This is a genomic window from Actinomadura rugatobispora (genome assembly GCF_042656285.1).
Taxonomy (GTDB): domain Bacteria; phylum Actinomycetota; class Actinomycetes; order Streptosporangiales; family Streptosporangiaceae; genus Spirillospora; species Spirillospora rugatobispora.
The window spans coordinates 12,364-36,281 of the sequence record NZ_JBHSON010000067.1; the positions used below are offsets into that span (position 1 = coordinate 12,364).

The 23,918-nt window shown below is 73.6% G+C and carries 24 protein-coding genes; 6 read left to right on the forward strand and 18 right to left on the reverse strand.

What is annotated here, in order from left to right; all coding sequences use genetic code 11:
* Nucleotides 1-46 precede the first annotated feature (46 nt).
* From ACFPZN_RS37180 to ACFPZN_RS37235, 12 genes are all read right to left on the reverse strand, one after another.
* Nucleotides 47-868 carry an HpcH/HpaI aldolase/citrate lyase family protein gene (locus tag ACFPZN_RS37180; RefSeq protein WP_378287182.1) on the reverse strand — a complete coding sequence of 274 codons (822 nt, stop codon included), beginning with the start codon at nt 866-868 and terminating at the stop codon, nt 47-49.
* Nucleotides 865-2,019 (reverse strand): acyl-CoA dehydrogenase family protein, encoded by a 1,155-nt coding sequence (locus ACFPZN_RS37185; RefSeq protein WP_378287183.1) that lies wholly within the window; start codon nt 2,017-2,019, stop codon nt 865-867. The genes ACFPZN_RS37180 and ACFPZN_RS37185 overlap by 4 nt, the downstream gene beginning before the upstream one ends.
* Complete coding sequence (locus ACFPZN_RS37190) at nt 2,004-2,378, reverse strand: Zn-ribbon domain-containing OB-fold protein (RefSeq protein WP_378287184.1); 375 nt, start codon at nt 2,376-2,378, stop codon at nt 2,004-2,006. The genes ACFPZN_RS37185 and ACFPZN_RS37190 overlap by 16 nt, the downstream gene beginning before the upstream one ends.
* Complete coding sequence (locus ACFPZN_RS37195; RefSeq protein ID WP_378287185.1) at nt 2,375-3,517, reverse strand: acetyl-CoA acetyltransferase; 1,143 nt, start codon at nt 3,515-3,517, stop codon at nt 2,375-2,377. Before ACFPZN_RS37195 ends, ACFPZN_RS37190 begins: the two co-directional genes overlap by 4 nt.
* Entirely contained in the window at nt 3,514-3,903 is a 390-nt protein-coding gene (locus tag ACFPZN_RS37200; protein WP_378287186.1) for a MaoC/PaaZ C-terminal domain-containing protein, read from the reverse strand. The genes ACFPZN_RS37195 and ACFPZN_RS37200 overlap by 4 nt, the downstream gene beginning before the upstream one ends.
* A complete protein-coding gene (locus tag ACFPZN_RS37205; protein WP_378287187.1) occupies nt 3,900-4,391 on the reverse strand; it encodes an FAS1-like dehydratase domain-containing protein in 492 nt (163 codons plus the stop codon). Before ACFPZN_RS37205 ends, ACFPZN_RS37200 begins: the two co-directional genes overlap by 4 nt.
* A complete protein-coding gene (locus ACFPZN_RS37210) occupies nt 4,388-5,422 on the reverse strand; it encodes a RidA family protein (protein WP_378287188.1) in 1,035 nt (344 codons plus the stop codon). The genes ACFPZN_RS37205 and ACFPZN_RS37210 overlap by 4 nt, the downstream gene beginning before the upstream one ends.
* Entirely contained in the window at nt 5,419-6,750 is a 1,332-nt protein-coding gene (locus ACFPZN_RS37215; protein ID WP_378287189.1) for an MmgE/PrpD family protein, read from the reverse strand. Before ACFPZN_RS37215 ends, ACFPZN_RS37210 begins: the two co-directional genes overlap by 4 nt.
* Entirely contained in the window at nt 6,747-7,955 is a 1,209-nt protein-coding gene (locus ACFPZN_RS37220; RefSeq protein WP_378287190.1) for a CaiB/BaiF CoA transferase family protein, read from the reverse strand. The genes ACFPZN_RS37215 and ACFPZN_RS37220 overlap by 4 nt, the downstream gene beginning before the upstream one ends.
* Nucleotides 7,952-8,935: an LLM class flavin-dependent oxidoreductase gene (locus tag ACFPZN_RS37225; RefSeq protein ID WP_378287191.1), complete on the reverse strand. Its 984-nt coding sequence runs from the start codon at nt 8,933-8,935 to the stop codon at nt 7,952-7,954. Before ACFPZN_RS37225 ends, ACFPZN_RS37220 begins: the two co-directional genes overlap by 4 nt.
* On the reverse strand, nt 8,932-9,450 hold the full coding sequence (locus ACFPZN_RS37230; protein WP_378287192.1) for a MaoC family dehydratase: 519 nt from the start codon (nt 9,448-9,450) through the stop codon (nt 8,932-8,934). Before ACFPZN_RS37230 ends, ACFPZN_RS37225 begins: the two co-directional genes overlap by 4 nt.
* 249 nt (nt 9,451-9,699) lie before the next feature.
* Nucleotides 9,700-10,440 (reverse strand): FadR/GntR family transcriptional regulator, encoded by a 741-nt coding sequence (locus ACFPZN_RS37235; protein WP_378287193.1) that lies wholly within the window; start codon nt 10,438-10,440, stop codon nt 9,700-9,702.
* Between the two features lie 145 nt (nt 10,441-10,585).
* On the opposite strand from ACFPZN_RS37235, the gene ACFPZN_RS37240 reads away from it, so the two are divergent.
* From ACFPZN_RS37240 to ACFPZN_RS37265, 6 genes are all read left to right on the forward strand, one after another.
* On the forward strand, nt 10,586-12,079 hold the full coding sequence (locus ACFPZN_RS37240) for a class I adenylate-forming enzyme family protein (RefSeq protein WP_378287194.1): 1,494 nt from the start codon (nt 10,586-10,588) through the stop codon (nt 12,077-12,079).
* A gap of 58 nt (nt 12,080-12,137) precedes the next feature.
* Nucleotides 12,138-13,358, forward strand: a complete 1,221-nt coding sequence (locus ACFPZN_RS37245) for a DUF4437 domain-containing protein (protein WP_378287195.1) — start codon at nt 12,138-12,140, stop codon at nt 13,356-13,358.
* Between the two features lie 395 nt (nt 13,359-13,753).
* The gene (locus ACFPZN_RS37250) at nt 13,754-14,575 is read left to right on the forward strand and encodes an IclR family transcriptional regulator (protein ID WP_378287196.1); all 822 of its coding nucleotides are present in this window, start codon (nt 13,754-13,756) and stop codon (nt 14,573-14,575) included.
* Nucleotides 14,576-14,694: 119 nt separating this feature from the next.
* Nucleotides 14,695-16,119 (forward strand): FAD-dependent oxidoreductase, encoded by a 1,425-nt coding sequence (locus ACFPZN_RS37255; protein WP_378287235.1) that lies wholly within the window; start codon nt 14,695-14,697, stop codon nt 16,117-16,119.
* Nucleotides 16,120-16,205: 86 nt separating this feature from the next.
* On the forward strand, nt 16,206-17,069 hold the full coding sequence (locus ACFPZN_RS37260; RefSeq protein ID WP_378287197.1) for an NAD-dependent epimerase/dehydratase family protein: 864 nt from the start codon (nt 16,206-16,208) through the stop codon (nt 17,067-17,069).
* Nucleotides 17,059-17,688, forward strand: a complete 630-nt coding sequence (locus ACFPZN_RS37265; protein ID WP_378287198.1) for an isochorismatase family protein — start codon at nt 17,059-17,061, stop codon at nt 17,686-17,688. Before ACFPZN_RS37260 ends, ACFPZN_RS37265 begins: the two co-directional genes overlap by 11 nt.
* Nucleotides 17,689-17,739: 51 nt before the next feature.
* Here the strand turns inward: ACFPZN_RS37265 and ACFPZN_RS37270 are convergent, their stop codons facing one another.
* From ACFPZN_RS37270 to ACFPZN_RS37295, 6 genes are read right to left on the reverse strand one after another with little or no spacing between them, the layout of a single operon-like run.
* Complete coding sequence (locus tag ACFPZN_RS37270) at nt 17,740-18,654, reverse strand: alpha/beta hydrolase (RefSeq protein ID WP_378287199.1); 915 nt, start codon at nt 18,652-18,654, stop codon at nt 17,740-17,742.
* On the reverse strand, nt 18,651-19,292 hold the full coding sequence (locus ACFPZN_RS37275; protein ID WP_378287200.1) for a neocarzinostatin apoprotein domain-containing protein: 642 nt from the start codon (nt 19,290-19,292) through the stop codon (nt 18,651-18,653). The genes ACFPZN_RS37270 and ACFPZN_RS37275 overlap by 4 nt, the downstream gene beginning before the upstream one ends.
* 16 nt (nt 19,293-19,308) lie before the next feature.
* On the reverse strand, nt 19,309-19,896 hold the full coding sequence (locus ACFPZN_RS37280) for a neocarzinostatin apoprotein domain-containing protein (RefSeq protein ID WP_378287202.1): 588 nt from the start codon (nt 19,894-19,896) through the stop codon (nt 19,309-19,311).
* Nucleotides 19,893-21,764 (reverse strand): hypothetical protein, encoded by a 1,872-nt coding sequence (locus ACFPZN_RS37285; RefSeq protein WP_378287204.1) that lies wholly within the window; start codon nt 21,762-21,764, stop codon nt 19,893-19,895. Before ACFPZN_RS37285 ends, ACFPZN_RS37280 begins: the two co-directional genes overlap by 4 nt.
* Nucleotides 21,761-22,864, reverse strand: coding sequence for a hypothetical protein (locus ACFPZN_RS37290; protein WP_378287205.1), 1,104 nt, complete (start codon nt 22,862-22,864; stop codon nt 21,761-21,763). Before ACFPZN_RS37290 ends, ACFPZN_RS37285 begins: the two co-directional genes overlap by 4 nt.
* A complete protein-coding gene (locus ACFPZN_RS37295; RefSeq protein ID WP_378287206.1) occupies nt 22,861-23,901 on the reverse strand; it encodes a WxL protein peptidoglycan domain-containing protein in 1,041 nt (346 codons plus the stop codon). Before ACFPZN_RS37295 ends, ACFPZN_RS37290 begins: the two co-directional genes overlap by 4 nt.
* Nucleotides 23,902-23,918 lie beyond the last annotated feature (17 nt).

Genomic DNA, 23,918 nt, shown 5'->3' on the forward strand with positions numbered 1-23,918 from the left:
TCCGGTGCCGGACCTCTCTGGAAGCGCGGCGTCGGCGCCCCGGGCCTCAGGCCAGCAGCTCGCGCGCGGCACGGATGACGGCCTCGTCGACGAGGCGGCCGTCGTCGCCGACGAAGACGGCGGAGCCGGCGGCCAGCGCGGCCTCGTAGCCGGCCAGCATGGCGCGGGCCCGATCCAGCTCGGCGGACGAGGGGGTGAAGACCTCCGCGACGACCGGAAGCTGGGCGGGGTGAACGCAGGCACGGCCACGGAATCCGAGCCGTTTGAGGCGCAGCGTGGTCACGCGGAACGCCTCCAGGTCACGGAACTCGGTGGAGACCGGGGCGATCGGGGGGCGCAGGCCGGCCGCGGCGGACGCCGCGACCACCTGGGACCGGGCCCACAGCAGTTCGGACTCGTCCGGCCCGGGCGTGACACCGAGGTCGGCGGCGAGATCGGCCTCGCCGAGCTGGAGCCGGGCGACCCGCGGCGCGGCCGCGATCTCCGGCGCCGCCAGGACCGCCGCCGCCGACTCCAGCAGCGGGACGACCGGAAGGCCGGGCATGCCCGCGCCGGTGAGGACGATGTCCAGGGTACGCAGTTCGCCGGCACTCTCGACTTTGGCGACGCACAGGCCGTCGAGGCCGGCACCGGCGATCGCCCGGACGTCGGCGTGGCCGAGCTCCCCGGGGTTGACGCGGACGGTGACGGCCGGCCGGTCGGCGGGCAGCGAGCGGAGCCAGCCGGCGACCGACTCCCGGGTGCGTTCCTTCGCGGCGACGGGAACCGCGTCCTCCAGGTCGACGATCAGCTCGTCGGCACCGGTGCGCAGGGCCTTGGCGAGCCGGTCCGGGCGGTCGCCCGGCACGTAGAGCCAGGTGGTCGTCACCCGACCGTCTCCTTGCCGGAGGTCAGCGCCTTGGCGATCACGGTGCGCATGATGTCGTTGGTGCCCTCGCCGATGCTCATCAGCGGCGCGTCGCGGTAGAGGCGCTCGACGGCGAACTCCTTGGAGTACCCGTAGCCGCCGTGGACCTGCATCGAGGTCAGGGCGCACTCGATCGCGGCCTCGCTGGCGAAGGTCTTGGCCATTCCGGCCTGCATGTCGACGCGGTCGCCGGCGTCGGCCCGGGACGCGGCCCAGTAGACCAGGAGACGGGCGGCCTGGACCTTGATCGCCATTTCCGCGATCTTGAGCTGGATCGCCTGGAAGTCGTGGATCGGCCGGCCGAACGCCTCCCGCCGCGCCGCGTACCGCAGGGCTTCGTCGTAGGCCGCCTGCGCGATGCCGAGGGACCTGGCGGCGACGTTGATGCGGCCGGTCTCCAAGCCGGATAGCACCTGCTGCATGCCGCGTCCCTCGACCCCTCCGAGCAGGTTCCCCGCCGGGACGCGGACGGCGTCGAACACGATCTCGCAGGACTCGGTGCCCTTGTAGCCCAGCTTGGGCAGGTCGCGCAGCACCTCGAAGCCGTCCTCGACCAGCAGGACGGACATTCCCCGGTGCGCCGGGTAGGTCGCCGGGTCCGTCTTGACCAGGACGGGCAGCGGGCTGGCATGGCGCGCGTTGGTGATCCACGTCTTGCGTCCGTCGATCACGTAGTGGTCGCCGTCGCGGCGGGCGGTGGTGGTGATGCCCTGCAGGTCGGTGCCGCAGCCCGGCTCGGTGAGGCCGATGCCGGTACGGCGGCGGCCGGCGGCCAGGTCGGGCAGGAAGCGGTCCCGCTGCTCGGCGGTGCCGTGCCTGGCGATCATCCAGCAGGACAGCGAGTGGCTGCCGAGGATCCCGGCGATGCCCATCCAGCCCTTGGAGATCTCCTCGAAGACCAGGGCGAAGGAGACCATGTCGACGCCGAGACCGCCGTACTCCTCGGGAACGGTGAGCCCGAACAGCCCGAGCTCCTTCATCGTCTCGACGATCTCGGCGGGGTACCGGTCCGCGGCCTCCCATTCCCGGACCACCGGACGGATCTCGCGGTTCACGAAGTCGCGGAGGGTGTCGCGGAAGAGCCGCTGCTCCTCGGTCAGTTCGAAGTCCATCGGGCTTCCTTCATGAAGACGGGGAGGTTCCGGCCGTCCGGGAGCGGCCGCCAGCCGAGCCGGACGGGCTCGTCGCAGGTCCACGGCCCGGGGCCGTCCAGATGGGTGAGGATGATCGGGCCCTCGGCGAGCCGGACCCGCGCCACGGTGTACGGCACGTCCAGGTCGGGCGCGGGCGCGCGGTGCACGACGGTGAAGGAGTCGACGGTGCCGTGCCCCGAGGTGTCGGCGAAGGTGAGGGAGGTACCGCCGCAGCCGGTGCAGAGTTCGCGCGGGTAGTGCTGCACATGCCCGCACGGGCATCGCTGGACGACCAGGCGGCGCTCCCGGGTGGCGTCCCACCACTCGTCTTCGATCATCGGTCCGCTCCCAGCAGGACGGTGGCGTGGCTGGACAGGATGCCGCCGGTACCGTGCGCGAGCGCGATCTCGGCGCCGGGGACCTGCCGGTCACCGGACTCGCCGCGCAGTTGCCGGACGGCCTCGACGAGCAGCAGCAGCCCGTACTGGCCCGGATGGCAGTAGGACAGGCCGCCCCCGTTGGTGTTGAGCGGGAAGTCGCCGCCGGGACGGATCCGGCCGCCGGCGACGAACCCGGCGGCCTCGCCCGGTGCGCAGAAGCCGAGACCCTCCAGCGTCAGCAGGACGGTGATCGTGAACGAGTCGTAGACCTCGGCGACGTCCACGTCGGACGGCGTCAGCCCGGCCATCGCGAACGCCCGGCGCCCCGAGTCGAACGAGCCCGGCCGCAGCAGGTCGTCGGCGGTGGTCATGCCGGTGTTGGTCGTGGACTCGCCGTAGCCGAGCACGAGCGCGGGACGCCGGCGCAGGTCGCGCGCCCGTTCCAGGGAGGTGAGCACGATCGCGCCACCGCCGTCGGTGACCAGGCAGCAGTCGGCGGTGGTCAGCGGTGTGGAGATCATCGGCGCGGCGAGGACGTCCGCCGCGCTGATCGGCCCCTTGCCGTACCGGAACGCCTTGGGGTTGAGCAGCGCCCATGCGCGGGCGGCGACGGCGACCTCGGCGAGCTGCTCGCGGGCGGCGCCGTAGGTGTGCAGGTACCGCTGGGCGGCCATCGCGTAGTACGAGATCGGGTACAGCGGCGCGTACGGCGACTCGAAGATCGCTTCGGGGGTGTGCGCCTCGACGGCACCGCTCAGCGAACGCGACCGCGCGGATCGCTGGTCGGAGGCGAACGTGATGAGGACGGTACGGCACTGCCCCGCCTCGATCGCCTGGGCGGCCCGCGCCACGAACATCTCGAACGCGGATCCGCCGGCGAACGTCGAGTCCGTCCAGGACGGCCGGATCCCGAGGTAGTCGGCCATCTGGGTGGCGGAGAACCGGGAGACCCCGGTGGTGGCGATGCCGTCGACGTCGGCGAGCGCGAGCCCGGCGTCGTCCAGCGCGCGGGTGATCGCCTGTGCCTGGAGCCCGAGGATGGAGGCTCCGGTGACGCCGAGGTCGGATTCGGCGACGCCGGCGATGGCGACGGTCACGGCCGGACCTCGCAGCCCGCGGGCGCGACGGCGACGCGCCCGTCCTCCACCACCTCGATCTGCTGCTCGATGGTCAGCAGGCCGCCGCCGGTCGCGGTCACCGTTCCGGTGCAGCGGACGGTCTCGCCCGCGAACACCAGGTTCTTGAACCGGAAGCCGAGCTTCGTCAGCCGCGCGGACGGACCGAGCCAGTCCTGTACCTGCTCGGCGAGCAGCGCCCCGAACACCTGGCCGTCGACGACGGGGGCGGGCAGACCGCGCGGCTCCAGGAACGCCGGGTCGTAGTGCATGCGGTGCCAGTCCCAGGTCGCGCCGGCGTAGGCGACCATGTCGGCGAGCTCGATACGGCGGACCAGTTCGGGGACCGTGTCCCCCACGGCCGTCATGCGATCTCCACGTAGATCAGGGTCTCCTCGTTGGCGGCGAGCCGCTCGCCGTGCCGGTCGGTGTAGTCGGCTCTGGAGGTCACGACGAGCATCGCCTGGCCCCGGCCGGTGACCCGTTCGGTGATGTCGCTGATCCGCCAGGTCGCGGTGATCACGTCGTCCGGGCGGACGGGCCGGTGGAACTCGTAGGTGTTGCCGCCGCGCACCAGCCGGGTCCCGGGGACGTCCAGATGCCAGGTGTGCCCGGCGAAGCCGTCGTCGCCGCGGCGCAGGCCGGTGTACTGGTTCGTCTCGAAGATCAGGGTCGGCGGGGCGATCACGCCCGCGTACCCGTGCTCGCGCGCGTACGCGTCGTCGGTGTAGAGCGGGTTGCGGTCGCCGACGGCCTCGGCGAAGTAGCGGATCGAGGCGCGGCCGAGCTCTTCCGGCGCCGTGTAGACGACCTCGCGTCCGATGAGCGCCCGCATCTCCTCGGTCAGCAGGCTCACGCGAGCACCGCCGTGGGGACGACCTCGATCAGGAACTCGGGACGCAGCAGCGCGGAGCAGACGAGCGACGAGAGCGCGGGCGCGTCGCCGAAGTACGTCCGGCGGATCTCGGCGACCTGGTCGTAGCCTTCGACGGCGGCGGGAGTGATGTACTCGACGAGCCTGACCACGCTCCCGTAGGGAGGCCGGTCGCCGAGGCCCGCCTCCCGCAGCGTCGCGGCGATGGACGCGTAGGTGTACTCGGCCTGGGCGAGCAGGTCGCCGTCGAAGACGCTCTTCTGCGTGGCCGGTTCGAGCGCGCCGAAACCCGACAGGAACAGCGTGTCGCCGGCCGCCACCCCTGGCTTGTAGGTGAGCGTGTCGTACCGCTTCCAGCCGGGGTTGACGGTCCGCAGCTTCGCGGTGGAGGCGATCGCGTCCAGCGACACCATCGCGCCCGGCATCACCGGCCGGTCCACGATGATGCCCGCCGCGCCGGGGAACACGCCGTCCTCGGTGCCGAGCAGCTCCTTGCGGGGACGGCCGCAGCGCGGGTACTCCGCGCGGGTCGCGCTCGCGGTGTAGTCGATCGTCTGCACGAGCGAGCCGAGGCCGAGCCCGGCGGCCTTCAGCAGGTCGGCGGCCTGTTCCAGGCACTGCCGGTACTGGGAGCGGAAGTCGCCGCCGCGCGGATGGACGCTCGGCAGGTAGACGATGCCGCCGGCGATCCGGAGACCGCCGCGGTGCATGCCGTCGTCCGGGGCGGCCTCGATCAGCTCACCGCCACCGGGGTGGGCGGTCAGCTCGACGGCCAGGTCCTCCCCGCCGGGGAGCGCTTCCACGGCCACGGTCGCCACGGGCACGCGGTGGTCGCCGAGCGCCGCCCGCCGCGCGGCCTCGACGCCGGCGTAGGACCCGAGCGCGGCGGCGGTGGCGTACTCGATGACGTGGACGACGTCGCCCGGCACGGCGCCGGCCTCGGCCAGCGCCGCGAAGGCCCTCTCGTACGCGCTTGCGATCGTCCCCGTGCAGGCGGACAGGCGAACGGTCACTCTTCCTCCAGAACGGTGAGCAGCGGTCGAACCGACGCGAAGCCGGGCAGGCCGAGGATCCGGTCCACATGGTCCGCGGAACCGAGGTTGGCGCACGCCTTGTCCCGGACGGCGCGCTCGATGTCCGGGTCGTCCGGTCCGCCGCCGCTCCGCGGTACCTCGGCGAGGATCTCCCGGCCGCCGGGCGTGACGGCGCGCAGCCGTCCCGGCTGGTCGGCGGCGGCGCCACCGTAGCCGGCGACCTCCGTACGGACCCGGGCGGCCAGGTCGAGCACCTCGGGACGGTCGATCCGGTCGTAGGTCGCGGCGGTCACCGCACCGTCGACGATCATCGCCGCGAGGCTCCACGGCAGGCTGAACTTGGCGTCGTAGGACGTGCGCGGCCGTTCCTTGCCGTCCCCGCAGACGATGGACGCGGCGTCGGGATGCACCTCGGCGGTGACATCCGCGATCTCCAGTCCGTGGAGTTCGCGGGCGGCGTCAAGCTGCGCGTGCATGAGCTGGCAGGCGGGATAGGGCTTGACGGTGATCCGGGTCAGCTCCCACCGCTCGCCGAGCCCGCCGGTGATCGCCGCCGGCTCGACGCGACGGCCCAGCAGCGCTCCGTACAGGCCGTACTCGCCCTCGATCACGGTGTCCGGTCCGGTCGCGCCATGGGACGCCAAGGTCGCGGCGAGCACTCCGGCGCGCGCGGCGAAACCGGGGTGCAGCCGCTTGGTGGACGCTCCCGTGTTGAGGAACTCCAGCAGCCCGCCTGCCTGGCTGCCCGCGATGCCCAGCGCGTGAACGGTCGCGTCGGCGCTCAGCCCGCGCATCCGGGACGAGGTGAGCGCGGCGGCGAGGACACCGCAGGCGGCGGTGGCATGCAGACCGCGGGCATGGAAGCCGTGCGGTGCGGCGGCGCCGAGCCGGCAGATGGCCTCCAGCCCGGCGATGGTCCCGAGCAGCATGTCGGGCCCGCCGAGGCCGAGCGCCTCGGCCTCGGCCAGCGCGACGGGGACGACGGGCGCGGAGGCGTGCACGAGCCCGCCCGCGTGGGTGTCGTCGAAGTCGAGTGCGTGCGTCAGGACGCCGTTGGCGAACGCCGCCTCCGCGCGTGTCACGCGTACCGCACCGCGCGGCTGCCCGATGATGCTCGCCTCGGGGCGCCCTCCGCCCAGTTCGCGCGCGGTCAGGACGGCCGCGTCGGCCGCTCCTCTCCGGGCCGCCGCCACCGCGCAGCCGAGCCCGTCCAGGATGTGCCGGACGGCGGCCCGGCGCACGGGCTCGGGAACGGTGTCGAGTGTGAGCCCGAGCGCCCATCCCGCCAGGTCGCGGGCGACGGTCATGGGGCGCGCTCCGGCCCGAAGGCACCGGCGGCGGTGAGTTCGGCGACGCGCTCCTCGGTGAAGCCGAGGACCTCGGTGGTGACGTGCGCGAGGTCCTCACCGCACCGCGGGGCGCGGCGGTAGGCGGGCGGTTCGGTACCGGCACGGACGGGAGAGGCGAGGTTCCGCACCGTCCCGTAGCGCGGATGGTCGGTCTCCACGATCAGCCCGCGGGCGGCGGTGTGCTCCTCGGCGAGCGCGGCGGCCACGTCGTTGATCGGCCCGCAGGGGATGGACGCGGCGTACAGCGGTTCCAGCCACTCGGCGACCGTCCGGGCCAGGAACAGCGGTTCCAGCAGGCCGAGCAGTTCGGCGGCGTTGCGCTGGCGGTCGGCGAACGTCGCGAAGCGCGGGTCGTCCGCCAGCTCCGAGCGGTTGAGGACCGCCGTGAGCCGCCGCCAGAACTTCTCCTTCGCGCAGCCGACGACGAGCCAGCCGTCCTTGGCGCGGAAGTTCTGGAACGGCACCAGCGACGGGTGCGCCGAGTACCGGGTGCGGGACGGGGTGAACCCGGCGTTGAGGTGCCACACGCCCGGATAGGTGAGCATCGAGATCGCCGTGTCGTACAGCGAGACGTCGCAGTCCATGCCTACGCCGTCGCGGCGGGCGGCGTGCAGGGCGGCGAGCATCGACAGCACCGCGACGTAGCCGCCCGAGTAGTCCACGAGGGACAGTCCCGACTTGGCGGGCGGCCCGTCCGGCTCACCGGTCAGGTGCATCCACCCGGCGAGGCCCTGGAGGATGTAGTCGTAGCCAGGCTCCTCGGCGCGCGGCCCGGTCATCCCGAACCCGGTCAGCGAGCAGCACACGATCCGCGGGTTGATGTGCTTGATGTCGTCGTAGGTGATGCGGAGCTTGGCGGGCACGTCGCCGCGCAGGTTGGAGTAGACCGCGTCGGAGATCCGGACCAGTTCCTCGAACACCGTCCGCCCGGCCTCGGTGGTCAGGTCGACCGGCACCGAGCGCTTGTTGCGGTTGAACGCCTCGTGGAACAGCGAGTCCTCGCCCTCGGCGTACGGGGGGACGTAGCGGCCGACGTCGCCGCCCGTCCGGGGGTCCTCGATCTTGATGATCTCGGCGCCGAGGTCGGCCAGGTGCAGGGAGCCGAACGGTCCGGCGCCGTACTGCTCCAGCGAGACGATCCGCACGTCCTCCAGCGGCCTCATGGCAGCTCCTTGATCAGGTCGATGATCCGGGCCTGCGCGGTCCGGATCTCCCCGGGTGCGAGCCCGTGGACGGGGGGCGTCAGCTTGATCGTGGTGGCGTGCCCGGCGTAGCCGGCGATGCGCTCGGCGACCTGGTCGGCGGTGCCGGCGAGGGTGAGCGCGTCGACCATCCGAGCGGGCACGGCGGCGGCGAGACCGGCGGCGCCGGCGCCGGAACGGAACGCCTCGATCACCGCCTCCTGCTCGGCGGCGAGGTCGTGGAAGGCGAAGAAGCCGGCGTAGCTGCGGACCGAGGCGTAGAAGCCGGTGAGCCCGGCCGCGCGGCGGCGCGCCTCGGCCGGGTCGACATCGATCGAGCAGGCCGCGGACACGACGGCGTCCACGCCGGGACGCAGCAGCGGGAGGGCGCGCTCGCGCAGCCACGCGGGCGAGCACAGCTCGTGCGAGATCCAGCCGTCGGCGATCTCTCCGGCCAGCTTCGTCATCACCGGCCCCATCCCCGCGAGGTAGAGCGGGAAGCGGGTCGCCGGGAACGGGCGCCGGTAGCCGCGCACGCGCAGGCTTTCCAGTTCGCCCTCGACGGTCATCGGCTCGCCGGATCCGGCGTGCGCGGCGAAGTGCCGGATGATCGCCACGGTCTCGCGGAGCCGCGCGGCGGGAGGCTCCCACCGGACGCCGTGCCAGTCCTCGTTGAGCCGCTTCACGCCGGTGCCGAGGCCGAGGACGAACCGCCCGCCGGACATCTCGGCGAGGTCGAGGGCCTCCAGCGCGGTGGTCATCGGGCTGCGGGTGAAGGCCAGCGCGATCGCCGTGCCGACCTGGGCGCGGCCGGTGCCCGCGATGACGGCGGCGGCGGAGACGGTGGCGCTGCGGTGCAGTTCGGGCAGCCACAGCGCCTCGGCTCCCGCCTCCTCGGCGGCCCGGGCGGCGGCGACCAGTTCCGCCAAGGTCTCGCCCCACGGCCCGTAGGTGATCCTCATCCCGTCATCGGCCCGCTCTTGGCCGCTGGGAAGTAGTTCTTGTCGTGGGGAGCGCCGCGCTTGTAGACCATGACCGTCCGCGTCCAGGAGACGACCTCGTCGCCGTCCTGGTTCAGGCCGCGGGTACGGGCGGTGATGATGCCCGCGTACGGCCGGGACGCCGACTCGCGCATCTCGGTGATCAGCGACTCGGCGTACAGGGTGTCGCCGACGAACACCGGATGGGTGAGCCTGATGTCGGTCCAGCCGAGGTTGAGCAGCGCGGTCTGGCTGATGTCGATCACCGACAGGCCGAGCACGAGCGCGACCGTCAGGCCCGAGTTCACGATGACCTTGCCGGTGGGCGAGCGTCCGGCGAAGTCGGCGTTGAAGTGGTTCTGGTTCGTGTTCAGCGTGAGCAGCGTGAACCAGGTGTTGTCGCTCTCGCCGATCGTGCGTCCGAACGGATGCCGGAACACCTCGCCGAGGGCGAAGTCCTCGTAGTAGCGGCCGATCTGGGCTTCGTGGACGGTCAACCCGCGCCTCCTCCGGAAGGGCCCCTCGAGGGGCCCTTCCGAACCTAAAGGTCAGACTTTTAGCCCGTCAACCCTTCGCCCCTCGCGCACGGCCCATTGGTTCCGCTTACCGTGACGGCGTTCCGACAAGCTGAGGGAGGTGGAGATCGGCTTTCCGGCGGCAGTGGATCGGGAACGGCGCCCGCCACCGGTGCACCCTCATCGACGAGGTCGGGATCGGCTGCGCCCGGCGGGCCGGTCGAGTGCCGGTCAGGCGCCGGTCAGGCGGGTGCGATCGATGGTGGTGTAGGTCTCGCGCAGGTTCTCCAGATGCGCGTGGCACGCCTCCCGCGCGCCCGCCTCGTCCCCCGCCTCGATCCGGGAAAGGATCTCCCGGTGGTCGTGGTCGACGCGGTACCAGAACCGGACCGGCGCGTTCTCCCGCAGGAACCGCTCGTTGAGCACGCGGAACACCGGCTGCGTGACGACCTCCAGGAACGGGTTGCCCGCCATCTTCAGCAGCACCGCGTGGAAGTGCCGGTTGGGCGCGAAGATCTCCGCCGGGTCGAGCGCGCTCGGGTCGAACAGCGAGCCGCGCAGTTCCGCCCGGCCCGCCTCGTCGCCGCGCGCGGCGGCCAGCCCGGCGGCGGGCACCTCCAGCATCTCCCTGATCTCCAGCAGCTGGTCGACCGTGATCTTGGTGTCCAGGGTGAGCAGGTTGAGGCTGGTCGCCAGGTACTCGGTGATCTGGTCGGGCCGCGGATAGGCCACGAAGCTGCCGCCGGCGACGCCGCGGGTCGTGGTGACGAGGTTCTGGCTGGCCAGCAGCCGCAGCGCCTCCCGGACGGTGCTCCGGCTGACCCCGTGCTCGGCCGACAGCTCCGGCTCGATGGGCAGCCGGTCACCGGGCTTGAACTCCCCGGCGATGATGCGCTCGCGCAGCTTGGCCGCGATCCCGGCGTACGCCGGGACGGGAGCTGGCGGCCGGTCGGGGGCCCTGTCGGCGGTCACGCGCGCCATCGTACGTTAAACGTCAGACTTTCCCGAAGCCAGGCATTGACGAGCGATACGCACACCCGGCAAGCTCTCGGGTACGCACAACGGAACTCAATTCCATATTGTGGAACACGGATCCGCTGACCACGGAGGTGGTGTCATGGCACTACTCCCAGGCGGCGCGTCGCTCACGATGGCCGGGGGCGTGCGCGAGTTCGCCGCCTCGACGCCGGACACCGTCGCCGTCATCGACGGCGACCGCGGCCTGACCTACCGGACCCTGGACGAACGGTCGAGCCGGCTGGCGCGGGCACTGCTCGCCGGCGGGCTCCGGCCCGGCGACCGCGTCGCCGTCCGGCTCGGCAACCGCCTGGAGTACCCCGAGGTCATCGCCGCGGCGGCCAAGGCGGGACTGGTCCTGGTCCCCATCGGGACCAGGCTCACCGACGCCGAGACGACCCACATCCTGGAGCACTCCGGCGCACGCGCCCACATCTCCGACACGGAACCGCCGGTGCCGGTCGAGGTCGTCCTCCAGATCGGCGGGACGGGCGTCGCCTCGTACGAGCAGGCGCTGGAGTCCGCGCCGGCCACCGACCCGATGGTCCCCGTCGACGAGAACGACGCCTGCTGCCTCTACTACACCTCGGGCACCACCGGGAAGCCCAAGGGCGTCCTCAGCAGCCACCGCGCCCGGACGCTGATGTGCTACCTGTCCGCCATGGAATGGCGCCTCGGCGCCCGCCGCGTCAGCCTCGCCGTCGCACCGATGTACCACGGCGCCGGGATGGTCTTCGACTACGCGCCCGTCGTGGCCGGCGGCACCGTGGTCATGCTGCCCAAGTGGGACCCCGAGCACATGCTCGCGCTCGCCGAGCGGCACCGCGCCCAGTCCGCGTTCCTCGTGCCGACCCACGCGCAGACGCTTCGCGCGTCCGATGCCCTCGACCGGTACGACGCCTCCAGCCTCGACACCCTCTACTTCAACGCGGCGGCCCTGCCCGCCGTCCTCAAGGACTGGGTCATGGAGGCCTTCCCCCATGCCGGAGTCCATGAGCTGTACGGCTCCACCGAAGCGGGCATCGTCACCAACTGCCGGCCGGCCGACGCCGAACGCACCGGATCGGTCGGGCTGCCCTGGTACATGACCGAGGTCCGGGTCGTCGATCCCGCCGGCGAGCCCGTCGGGCCGGGCGAACGCGGCGAGCTGTTCAGCCGCTCCCCGTTCCTGATGAACGGCTACCTGCGCGACGACGCCGCCACCGGCGGCTGCACCACCGCTGACGGCTTCCTCACCAGCGGCGACATCGTCACCCGGGACGAGGACGGCTTCATCTACGTGGTCGACCGCAAGAAGGACATGATCATCTCCGGTGGGGTGAACATCGCCCCCCGCGAGATCGAGGACGTCCTCGGCACCTTCCCCGGCGTCGCCGACTGCGCCGTCGTCGGGCTGCCGGACGAGCGGTGGGGCGAGCGGGTCGCCGCCTACGTCGTCGCCCTCCCCGGCGCGTCCGTCGACGTCGCAGCGCTCGAGGCGCACTGCCGCGAGCGGCTGTCCGGCCCGAAGGTGCCGCGCAGCGTCGAGTTCCTCACCGCGCTTCCCCGCAACGCCGCCGGCAAGGTCCTCAAGCGCGAGCTCCGCGACCGCTGACCGCCCGGCCCGCCACCACCGATTCCCCGAATACGCCGAATACCGGAGAGGTGCCCTGATGCGACCCCACGTCGAGCTCATCCAGGAGAACGACTACGTCTGGCACGGCGCCGAACTGGTCGGCGGCGAGGGCCGGGCCAGCGAGCGCCGGCTGTCGGTCGACGAGGAGGACGGCTCCTGCTCCCTCCGGGTCGACTTCCACACCGACTGGGGACGCGGCCCCGGCATCCACCACGCCAACACCGAATACCACGTGCTCGAAGGGTCGATGACCTACAACGGCAAGGAGATCGGCAAGGGCGGCTACGTCTACGCGCCCAAGGGCGTCCCGACCGAGGCGATCACGTTCAGCGAGGGCACCCGCCTGCTGCACTACCGCGAGTACGGCGACGCCGGTTTCGACGCGGTGGAGAGCACCAGGGCGACGCGCTGGAAGGGTGCCCGCGAGGACGTCATCGTCATCGACACCGAGGCGATGACGTGGGACGCCGTTCCCAACCCCGGCCCGATGCCCGGCCTGTTCATCAAGTACCTGCACGTCGATCCGGAGACCGGCTTCTACACCCGGCTCGTGCACGCGCAGGAGGGATGGACCGACCACCGCCTCGCGCACCACCCGTGCTACGAGGAGGCGTACACCGTCCAGGGGCACATGGAGTACAACTTCGGCACCCTGGACCTCGGCACCTACTTCTTCCGTCCCGCCCGCGTGAAGCACGGCCACTTCACCAGCCTGGAGGGCGGCGCGACCTGGCTGCTGCGCTCCGACGGTGAGCTGTTCAACTGGTACACCCAGAGCGAGTGGGTCCGCTGGGGCGGCGAGGCCATCAACTACGGCCCGGGTGAGGGCCGCATGCGCTGGTCGACGTCCTCGCACGACCTGGGCGCCGGAGCCCCCGGCCGCAGCGACCGCGACCTGGCCGACCTGCGCGCCTCCGTCCGGTACCAGCGCGAGCAGGGGGAGATCGACGAGGAGTACGTCCAGCACGGTACCGGCACCGACAAGAGCCTCCTCGCCATCGCCAAGGCCGTGGACGCCGCCCGCCTCCAGGGCGGCCACGGCGACGACGACCACGAGCACGAGCACGCTCCGGTGAACGCGGACTGGGGTGCCGACCCGCGCTCCCTGGAGCACCCCGACGAGCGCACGGACGACCTCGCCTACGTCTGGGGCGCCGGCCGCAACTGGCGGAAGGGCGACCCCATCCCCGCCCCGATCCTGTCCAGCCGCCCCGTCCGCAGCCGCTCCGCCGGCCGCTGGAACGGCGACGGCATGTAGGACCGGATAGACGGGAGGGTATCTGCGCCTCGCCGCCGGACGGGGTGCCGCCTGCCTGGAGACGCCGTTCGGTGTGGTGGTCGGCGTCGCGGCGCCGTTGCCGTGCAGGGGGTCGGCGCCCTCGGCCGGCTCTCCGAGGACCCGGCCGCCCGTGCACCTGACGCCGGCCGGCGCCGCGTCCAGGTCGCGGGTGCGCACCGCCCAGCCGCTGCGCCCGAGGGGACGGCCCCCTGTTCACATCGTAGGTTCGTGTTCCCTTCGCGGTCGGCTACGGTTCTCGGAGGGGCAGAGGGCCCGCCCAGTGGAACGGAATTACACTTAACGAAACGAAACCGCCTCACGCCCGACCGGCGTGCGCCGATGTCCGGCCAGAGGATCTGGAAGGAACCACGTCCATGAGCAGCACCGTCCGCTCGAGCGAGCGCTCGCCCGGCGCCGAGGAGCGCGGAGGCACCAGCCAGACGATCTCCACGGTGGAGCGGGCCACCGACGTCCTGATGTATTTCGCGGAGCAGCGGTCGGCCACCCTCGGCGTCACCGAGGTCGCCAACGCGCTCGGGCTCTCCAAGGCGGCGGTGCACCGCATCCTCACCTCGCTGCGCGGGCACGCGCTGATCGAGTTGGACGAGGCGACGCGGCGCTACTCGCTCGGTCTCGGCGCGATGAAGCTCGGGATGGCGTACCTGGAGCAGATCGACGTGCGGACGGTCGCCCGTCCCGAACTGGTCGCGCTCTCCGAGCTCACGGTCGAGACCGCGACGCTGTCGGTCCGGTCCGGCTGGACGCGCTCCTACATCGACCAGGTGCTGCCGCGCCGCGAGCTGATCATGTCGGTGACGCTGGGCGTCCCCTACCCGCTGCACGCCGGCGCGTCGTCCAAGGCGTTCCTGGCCTTCCTGCCGGACGACGAGGTGGACCACTATCTGGCGCAGCCCGCGCTGGAGCGGCTCACCCCGGCGACCATCGCGAACGCTCCCGGGCTGCGGCGCGAGATCCAGGAGATCCGCGCCCGCGGCTACGCCCGCTCGACCGCCGAGCGGCAGGCGGGCGCGGCGTCGGTCGCCGCGCCGATCCTCGATGAGAGGGACCGGCCGATCGCCGTGATCAGCGTCAGCGGCCCGATCGACCGGTTCACCCAGCAGGCCGAGGCCTGCGCCGAGGCGCTGCTGCAGGCGGTGCGGCGGCTGTCGGAGCGGTTCGGCCACCGTCCCGCCTGACGAGCCCGGTATGACGGCGGCCCCACCCGGATTGCACGGAGGCGGCACGGCAGGCACCATGGAAGCCTGATCAATGGAACCTTGTTCCTTTATCCGGAACAAAGGAGCGGGTGTTGCCGATGCATCACCAGTACGACGTCGTCATCGTCGGAGCCGGCACCGGGGGCATCCCCTGCGCCGTCGAGGCCGCGGGCCACGGCGCACGGGTGCTGCTGGTGGAGAAGGACTCCAGGATCGGCGGCACCCTGCACACGAGCGGCGGCCACATGTCGGCCGCCGGCACCCGCAGGCAGCGCGAACGCGGCATCGAGGACTCCGTCCAGGAGCACATCGCCGACATCGAACGCATCAGCGGCGGCACCGCCCGCGCCGACCTGGTCGAACTGGCCGCCCGCCATGCTCCCGAGACCATCGACTGGCTGGACGGCCACGGGTTCGAGTTCGCGCCCGAGTCGCCCCGGCTGGTCTACGGCCACGAGCCGTACCGCGTCCCGCGCACCCACTACGGCAAGGACGCCGGCCTGTCCATCCTCGCCGTGCTCAGGCGCCTGCTGGACGAGCAGATCGCCGCCGGGCGCGTCGACCTGTGGCTCGGCAGCGCCGCGATCGGCCTCACCGAACGGCCCGGCGGCGCGCCGAGCGTCACCGTCCTGCGCGGCGGTGTCGACGAGGTCGAGGTGCCGGCCCCCGCGGTCGTGCTCGCCACCGGCGGCTTCGCCTCCGACCGGGAGCTGTTCGAGGAGCTCGAGGGAGCGGCCCTCGTCAGTGCCGCGCATCCGACGTCCACCGGCGACGGCATCGTCATCGCGCGGGAGGCGGGCGCGGCGATCGCCGGACGCGGCCTGTACCTGCCGACCTTCGGCGGGCTCCCGCATCCCACCACCCCCGGCAGGGCGTACTACGACGAGCGCCCGCTGCTGATCGCCTCCGAACGGCTCCCCTGGGAGATCTACGTCGACCGGACCGGGCTCCGGTTCGTCGCCGAGGACGAGACGAGCATCGACCTCAAGGAACGCGCGCTCGCCACGTCCGCCGACGGGACGTTCTGGACGGTCTTCGACGACAAGGCGCGGCGCAGCTCCGTACCGATGGTCGTCGGCTGGAGCCCGGACGACGTCTCGGCCAAGGCGGGCGTACGCGCCGGCGTCCACAAGGCGAACACGCTCACCGAGTTGGCCGCGCTCGCCGGCATCGCTCCGGACGGTCTCACCGCCACCGTCGAGCGCTACAACGAGGCGGTCACCGCCCGGCACGACGCCGAGTTCGGCCGCACCCACCTGCCCGCCCCGATCGCGGAACCCCCGTTCTTCGCCATCCGGAACCACGCCATCGCCCTCGTCACGTTCTCCGGCCTGGACGTCGACGAACACCTGCGCGTGCGCCGTACCGACGGCACCCCGATGGACGGGGTGCACGCCGCCGGCGAGGTGATCGGCGCCGCCGCCACCTGCGGCAACAGCTTCTGCGGCGGCATGCTCATCACCCCCGCCCTCACCTTCGGCCGCCTGCTGGGCCGTCGCCTGGCCGCCGGGCGGGCGCGGTGATCGCTCGCCCCTGGGCGGAGCCGGCGGGCGGCGTCCGACGGGTGCGCGGGAACGCGTCCGGGTGAGATGATGGAAACGTCGTTTCCATGGAGGTGGGCGTGCGGTACGTGATCATCGGGTGCGGCAATGTCGGGATGGAGCTCGCGCGGCGGTGGCGTGCGGCGGGGCATGCCGTCACCGGGACGACGACCTCGTCCGAGCGGGTCGGGGAACTGCGGAAGGTCTGCTCGGACGTCGCGGTGCTGCGCGGATCCGACAGCGCGGCCGTGGCGGAGGCGACGCGGGGCGCGGACGCGGTGGTGCTGACCGTGAGCCCGCGCCTGTCGCGCTCCTTCGACGCGGCGCGGCGGGTCGCCGAGTACGCCGACACGCTGGCGGCGAGCGCGCGGACCGCCGTGGCCGTCCATCCGCGGGTGGTGTTCACCAGCTCGACGTCGGTGTACGGGGCCGGGAGCGGATCGCTGATCGACGAGGCGACTCCCACGACCGATGACGCGGACGCGTCGCCGCGCAACTTCGTCGCGGCGGAGGAGGCGGTGCTGTCCTCGCCGCGGGGGGCGGTGGTACGGATCCCCGACGTGTACGGACATCCCCGGGACATCGACTACCCGGCCCGGGTCCGGTTCGCGCACGAGGTGCTGGGCGGAAGCGTGCCGTTCGCGGCGGAGTCACTGCTGTACCGGATCGACCACCGGGACGCGGCGCGGGCGCTCGAGTTCGTGGTGGAGCGGGAGCTCACCGGTGTCTACAACGCCGTCCCGGACGCGACGGTGCCGCCGACGAACGCGGCGGCGTTCGGGAAGATCTGCGCGGCCGAGGGGCTGCCGGAGCTGGTCTACCGGGGCGAGATCCGGACTCCGGCCGTACCGGTGACGTCGGGGCGGCTCCGCGCGGCGGGGTTCGCCTTCGCGCACCGAGTCGATGGAGGAGGCCGCGCGCATGACCGGTGATCTGGAATCCGACTACGAGGCGGCCGGCTTCGGCGGGACGCTGGCGCCCGGCGCCCGCCCTGCCGTCGTCGCCGTCGACATCGTCCGGGCCTACCTCGACCGGGGTTCGCCGCTGTACGCGGGAGTGGAGAAGGCCGTGGCCGCGGCGGCGCGGCTGGTCTCCGGGGCACGCGGCCGGGACGTGCCGGTCCTGTTCACCCGGGTCGAGTTCGATCCCGGCGGCCGGAACGGCGGGCTCTTCTACCGCAAGGTCCCGGCGCTGGCCTGCTTCGAGGCGGGCAACCCGCTCGGCCGATTCCCGGCCGACCCGCGCCCGGAACCGGACGAGACCGTCATCGTCAAGCAGTACGCCAGTGCGTTCTTCGGTACCTCGCTGGCCGCCACGCTGACGGCCATGCGCATCGACACGGTGCTGCTGTGCGGGCTGTCCACGAGCGGCTGCGTGCGTGCCAGCGCCGTCGACGCCGTACAGCACGGATTCGTGCCCCTCGTGGTACGGGACGCCTGCGGGGACCGCGATCCGCGCCCGCACGAGGCGAGCCTGTTCGACCTGCAGGCCAAGTACGCCGAGGTGATCTCCCTCGACGCGGCGCTCGCCTACCTGGCCGAACCCCGCTGAGCCGGGGCTCCCGGGGGCCGGGGGAGCGCCGGCCCGCGGGAGCGCCGGTCGTCAGCGGACGTACTGGACCGTGACGGCGTCGTCCACCGAATCCCCGACGTTCCAGAGCCAGACTCCCGACCAGGCGTCGCCCAGGACCGTCCGGAGGAACATGGCGCTCCAGCGGGCGGAGGCCTTGACGCTGGTCTCCTGGGACACCGTCTGCGGGGACGGGTCGGGAAGGGCGCCCGCCGGGTTCTGCGTGCCGGTGATCCCGTAGTGGTTGGCGCCCGTGACGGACACGAGCATCTTGGGCGGCGACTGCAGGGCGCCGTAGGTGCCCTGGGCCGCCGCCGGCGGTGCCACCCCGTCCGCCGTTCCCTGGACCAGGGCGACCGGGACGGTGTTGGCGACGGGCGGGTTGCCCGATCCGCCGGGCGGGGTGTTGTTGGTACCGAAGAACGCGGCGCCCTTCAGTTCGGCCGGCTTACCCGCGGGCGTACCGCAGAACGGGGGAACGCAGGCGCCGGTGGTCAGCGTCAGCCCGGCCGCGCCGCCGAACGAGTGGCCGAGCAGCACCAGCGAGCCGGTGTCGATCTTGCCCTCGAGCGGCGATCCGCTCCGTCCGTCCTCGCCGCGCGCCCAGGCGACGGTCCAGGTCGCCTGGGCCTCCTCGGCGAACAGGCCCGGCTGCCCGAAGACCACCCGGTGGTGGTTGGGCACCACGACGGTGAAGCCGTACCCCGCCACCGCCCTGGCGTACGCCGCGTACGCGGACTTGTCCACGTTGGCGCCCTGGAGCAGCAGGGCCACCGGCAGGTCGGCCTTGATGTCGCCGGGCGCCGGCGCGTACACGTCGGCCGGGTCACCGTTCACCGTGGTCGTGTACGTGATGGGTCCGGGCGCCGCCGCGGCCGCGGCCGGGAACGCGGCGGCCGCGAGCAGGGCGCCGGCGAGAGCGGCCGCGGCCGTCCGACCCCGCCTCACGATTCGTTCCTGCGGCGGCGCGGGATGATGAAGAGGACCGCGCCACTGGCCATGATCAGCGCGGAGGCGATCAGGGCGTAGGTGGGCAGGCCGTCGGGGCTGCCCGTGTTCGGCAGGGCGCCCCCGTCGCCACCGCCACCACCACCGGTGTCGCCGCCGCCAGTGCCGTCTCCACCGCCTCCGTCTCCTCCGCCGCCGCCGGTGAAGGTGAGCGGGATCTCCGCGGTGTTGGCCGCCATGTTGGCGCCGAGCGCGGTGACGGCGACGACGCAGGCGCCCGCCTTGGACGCGCACGTGACGTCCCCGGCCTTGGCCACCATCTTGAGCTTGGCCTCCTTGGCACCGGCCTGGGTCAGGAAGTTGCCGCCGCTGTCCGAGGTGCCCTGGATGGCGGCGCCGGTGGACTGCGCGGCGCAGTCGGTCGGCAACTTGGGCTTGGGTTCGCACAGGCCGAGCGTCACGAAGGTCTCGCCCGGGGTCAGGCCGGTCACCGTGACGGTGATGGTGTCCCCCGCTTTGAGCCCGGTGGTCTTGCTCGCGTCGATCTTCGGTGCGGCCAGGGCGGGCTGGGCGAGCGCCAGCAGGCAGGCTCCGCTGAGCGCGGCGACGGTACCGGCACGCTTTCTGATGGCGGTCATGGATCGCTCCTTCTGGTCATCGGCTGCGGCGTTGGACGGCGGCGACAGCGGCTCCGGCAAGGATCAGCAGGGCCGCGGTGGCGGCCCAGAGCGCGATCGACGGGCCGCCCGTATCCGGGGCCGCGGACGGCGCGGGCGCCGCCGCGGGCGCCTGGGTGGCGCCGCCCTTGAACGACGACCCCTTGAAGCCGACACGGACGACCGCGGTGTTGGCGTTGACGACGGCGGGCGGGTTGGTGGTGGGCAGGGGCGCGGCACCGATGACGCACTGGCGCGCCATGCAGTCGATGCCGTTGAACTTCACACGAGCCTTGAGCTTCACGGTGGGGAAGGCGCCCTTGGCGTCGATGTTGACGAAGGTGGCGCCGCCGCCGAGATCGCAGTCCCTGAGCCCGTTGGTGTAGCCCTCCCGGCACAGCCCCACGGCCACCGACTTCAGCCCGGGACGGAAACCGCTCCCGGTGACGGTGATCGCGTCGCCTTCCGAGAGGTCGGTGCTGCGGCTGACCCGGAGCGCCGGCGCGGCGGCCCCCTGTGCGGGGACGGCGGGTGCGGGGACGGCGAGCGGGGCCGCCACGAGCGCGGCGAGCACGATCGCGATCACAGGGCGGGACCTCCGGTGCTGGAGGCCGCCGGCGACGGCCGGCGGGCCTCGGCGGGTGCGGGATCGGGGAGTTCGGTGACGCGGTCATGGCCGACGGCGCAGACGCGGCTGGCGAGTGCCCTGGTTCCGGGTCCCGCCGGTCCGGCGAGCACGACGGCGGTGCCGGTGGCCGCCAGGCGCCGCAGAACGGCGTGCGCGGCGCCGGCGCAGGGCCCGTCGGCGATGCCGTCCACCAGCAGCAGCCCGGGGCGGGCCAGCAGGGCCTCGGCGAGCGAGAGCAGGCTCCGCTCGGGCGCGTCCAGCGTCCCGGCGAGATCAGCGCCGCGCCCGCGCAGTGCCGGGAACACCTCCAGTACGGAACGGGCGGCGTCCTCCGGCCGGACGGCCCCCATCGCGCGGGCGCGGCCGGCCAGTCCCTCGGCGATCGGCAGCGCGTCCGGGACGCCCGGATCGGGGCCGGCGAGGTGGCACAGCCCCCGCCCCGTCCGCCGCCGGGCGGCCGGCGAGGCGAGATCCGCGCCGCCGAGCAGGACCTTGCCCCGGGACGGGACCCGGCCGGCCAGGGCGGCCAGCAGCACCCGCGCGCCGGGGCCGGTGAGCGCGACGATCTCCCCCGCCTCCACCCTCAGGTGGATCCGGCGGAGCCGGACCGGCCCCCGCGGTACCACCAGGGCGCGGACCTCCAGAAACGGCGGCGGCCGCCGCGCCTCCCGGCCGCGTACGCGCAGGGCCGCGAGGGCGGCGAGGATCGGGGGGACGGCCGTCAGCGTCAGCGCGGATCCCTCGGCGAGCATCCCGCGCAGGGCGGTGACGCAGCCGTACCCCGCGAGGCCGCCGGCCACGGCCGCGACCGCGGTGAGCCCGGCGGCGGGCAGGTGCCGCTCGTACGGCAGCGGGCGCAGCACGGCGGTGTCGAGCGCGGCGACGGCCAGGCAGGCGGCGGCCGCGGCGACCGTGAATCCGGCGGCGAGGAGCACCGGCCCAGGGGCGGTCGCCATCAGCACCGGCGCCGCCGCGCCGGCCAGCAGGAGCCACGGTAGGGTCCGCGCCGCCTCCGCCGTCCGGCGCCCGAGCACGACCAGCACCACGGCGGGCGGCAGCGCCCAGGCCAGATGCCGCACGGGCTGCTCACCGACCAGGTTCCAGCGGAAGAGCAGCAGGTGCAGCCCGCCCATGAGCGACGCGCCGACGACCCAGCCTGCCGCCAGGTAGGCGGGAAGGGCGGCGCGCACGTCCCCGCCGGCGACGTCCCGGAGCCGGGCCACCGGCCGGGCGGGCGGTGCCGGGACCGTGTACGGGACCGCGATCGAGGCGAGCGCCAGCAGGGCGGCCGGCAGGCCCGCGAAGAGCAGTGCCGTACCGGGCTCGGCGGAGTGGGCCGTCGCGAGCCAGGCGGCGACGGCCGCTCCGGCGAGCGCGGCGGCCTGGCACCAGGCCGGCGCCCCGGGCGCCCGGACGGCCTGCGCCCGGGGCACCGCGAGCAGCGGGGCGGCGAGGAGGCCCGCCAGCATCACGCCGGTGGCGAAGACCGGGACGGCGGGCACCGATCCCGCCAGCGCGATCGCGAGGCAGGCGAGCGCGCCGGCGACCGCGGTCGCGCCGTGCGCGGGCATTCGCCGCGCCTGCCACAGCACGGGCGGTAGCCCGGCGCACGCGAGCAGCAGCCCGGTGAGCGCCATGTAGGTCACCACGTCGCCGGGAACCTTCACGACGCCGCCGAGGGCGTCGGCGAGCAGCAGCACGGTGCCGCCCGCGAGCGTTCCGGCGGCGGGCACGGCGAGCCGGCCGGCCGCCGCGACGGTGGCGCGGCCGCGCGGCGGCGCAGGCCCGGTGGTCATCGGCCCGGTGGTCATCGGCCGGGTGGTCATCGGCCTTCCTCCCCGGCCGGGGCGAGGAACCGGTCCAGCGCCTCCAGGTCGACGGCGTCGGCGGCGCCGCCGCGCCGTCCCTCCAGGTAGCCGATCAGCTCGTCCCGGTCGACCACGTACGCTCCCGACGGTGAGCGCGCCGCCGAGTCCAGGTAGCCGATCAGGTCGGTGACCTCGACCACGGGCCCGGTGTCCGGAGCCGCCTGGCGGGACGCCGCCGGGACCGCCGCGAGACGCCGACGGCGGCGGGCCGCCGCGCGGCGGCCCAGCGCCAGCCGGATCCCGAGGAGCAGGAGCAGCGCCGCCAGCAGGTTCACGCCGAGCAGTCCCCACGGATAGGTGCTGAAGGAGCTCTCGAACGGGACCGAGCCCGCGTACCGGCCGCCGACCACGAAGCGTCCGAACGAGGCGGGCGGCAACTGGACCGGAACCCGGTACGTGGCGGTCTGGCCGGGCCGGAGGGTACCGGTCGCGGGCGCGTCCAGCGGGCTGTCGGCCGTGGCCCCGGCGCCCCATCCGACGACCAGCGGCGCGTCCACGATGGGTTCCGGGCCCGCGTTGCGGATCCGGAGCACCAGCGTGCGGCGCGGCGTGCCGCCGAACAGTTCGCCGCGTTCCCCGCCGCCGACGATCTCCATGCCGACCACGTCGGCGCGGACCGGCACGGCGTCGCGGACGATGCGCTCGACGCGGTGCCCCTCGACGGTGAACGGCGCGGTGGCGGTGGCCGGAGCGGCGGTACCGCCCGGCATGGTGGCGACCCGGACGACGCAGGGGCAGGCGGCGGGCGGTGCCCCGACGGTGAGGCCGGCCTCGAACGTCCCGGTGGGGGCGACCATCGCGGTGACGCCGCGCTCGGTGTCGCAGTCGGCCGAGCCGTGCACCGCGCCGGCACCGCAGATCTGGATCTGCACGGTCGTTCCGGGCGTCCACTCGCTGCCGCGTACCCGGGCCGCGGTGCCGGCCGCGGCGCCGGTGGGCTGGACGCCCACGCCGGGGGCGGCGGCCCGGATGACTCCGGGCACGGCCTGCGCCGGAACGGCCGACGCCGGGACCGCCAGCCCGGCGGCGAGCAGCACCGCGAGCGCGTGGATCCTCACAGGAACACCCCCGTCTCGTCGGTTCCGCCCAGGCCGGCCCGTTCCCGCCAGCGGCGGATCAGCCGGGGCAGCACCGACCACACCAGGAAGATGGAGCCGGCAAGGACGATCAGCACCGCCCAGGGCACCGTGGTGAAACCGACCTGCGTGCGGGCTCTGATCCCGTCGCCGTCGGTGAGTTCCACGCGGACGGTCACCGCGTCGATCGGCGGGGTGCCGTTCCACGGCAGCGTGATCTCGGTGCGCTGGCCGGGCAGGATCTCCGGCAGCCGCCGGTCGGGCCACTGCTCGATCCGGCGGCCGAACAGCCCGGTGGCCCAGACCCGCGCGGTCGGCGTGATCCGCTGGTTGCCGGTGTTGACGACGGTGTAGCGGATCGTTCCCCGCCCCTTCCGCAGGAACGGGACCAGCGGCTCGGTCCGGGCGACGGTGAGCCCGTCAGGGCGCAGGCCGGGGGTCAGCGGCCCGCTGACACGCAGGTAGACGCGGGCACCGACGGCCCGCCGGATCCCGACGCGGGCGCCGCCGCTCTCCTGGACGCTCTCGACGGCGGTGTTCAGCGCGACGATGCCGCCGATGTGCTCGCCGGGGGTGGCGTGCGCGGGGACCTTCACGGTGAAGGGGACCTCCTTCGCGGTACGCGCGGGGACCTTCAGCGTCGTGCTCTTCAGGGCGATCCAGGCGCCGACGTCCTGGGCCTTCTCCTCCGCCGTGCGCAGCGCGAATCCCGCGTCCCTGGGCGTGTTGTACGCGTCGGCTCCGTAGAGGCGGAAGGTGATGGGGGCCGCGGTCAGGTTGGTGATCCGCACGGCGTCCCGGACGGTCTCCCCGGGCGGTGCCTCCAGCGCGAAGTTGGGCCGCGCGGCCAGGGCCGCGCTGCGGTTGACCGGGCCCACCGACCAGGACCCGTTCCCGTTCGCGGGCGCGGGCGCGGGCGGCGCCGCGGTCCCGGCCGGCGCCGCCGCGAGGGCGGCACCGGGCGCGGTGGCCAGGGCCGGCGACGCCGCGGCGGCGGCGATCCGGGATCGCGGGCTCATCGATCACCTCGGGTGGC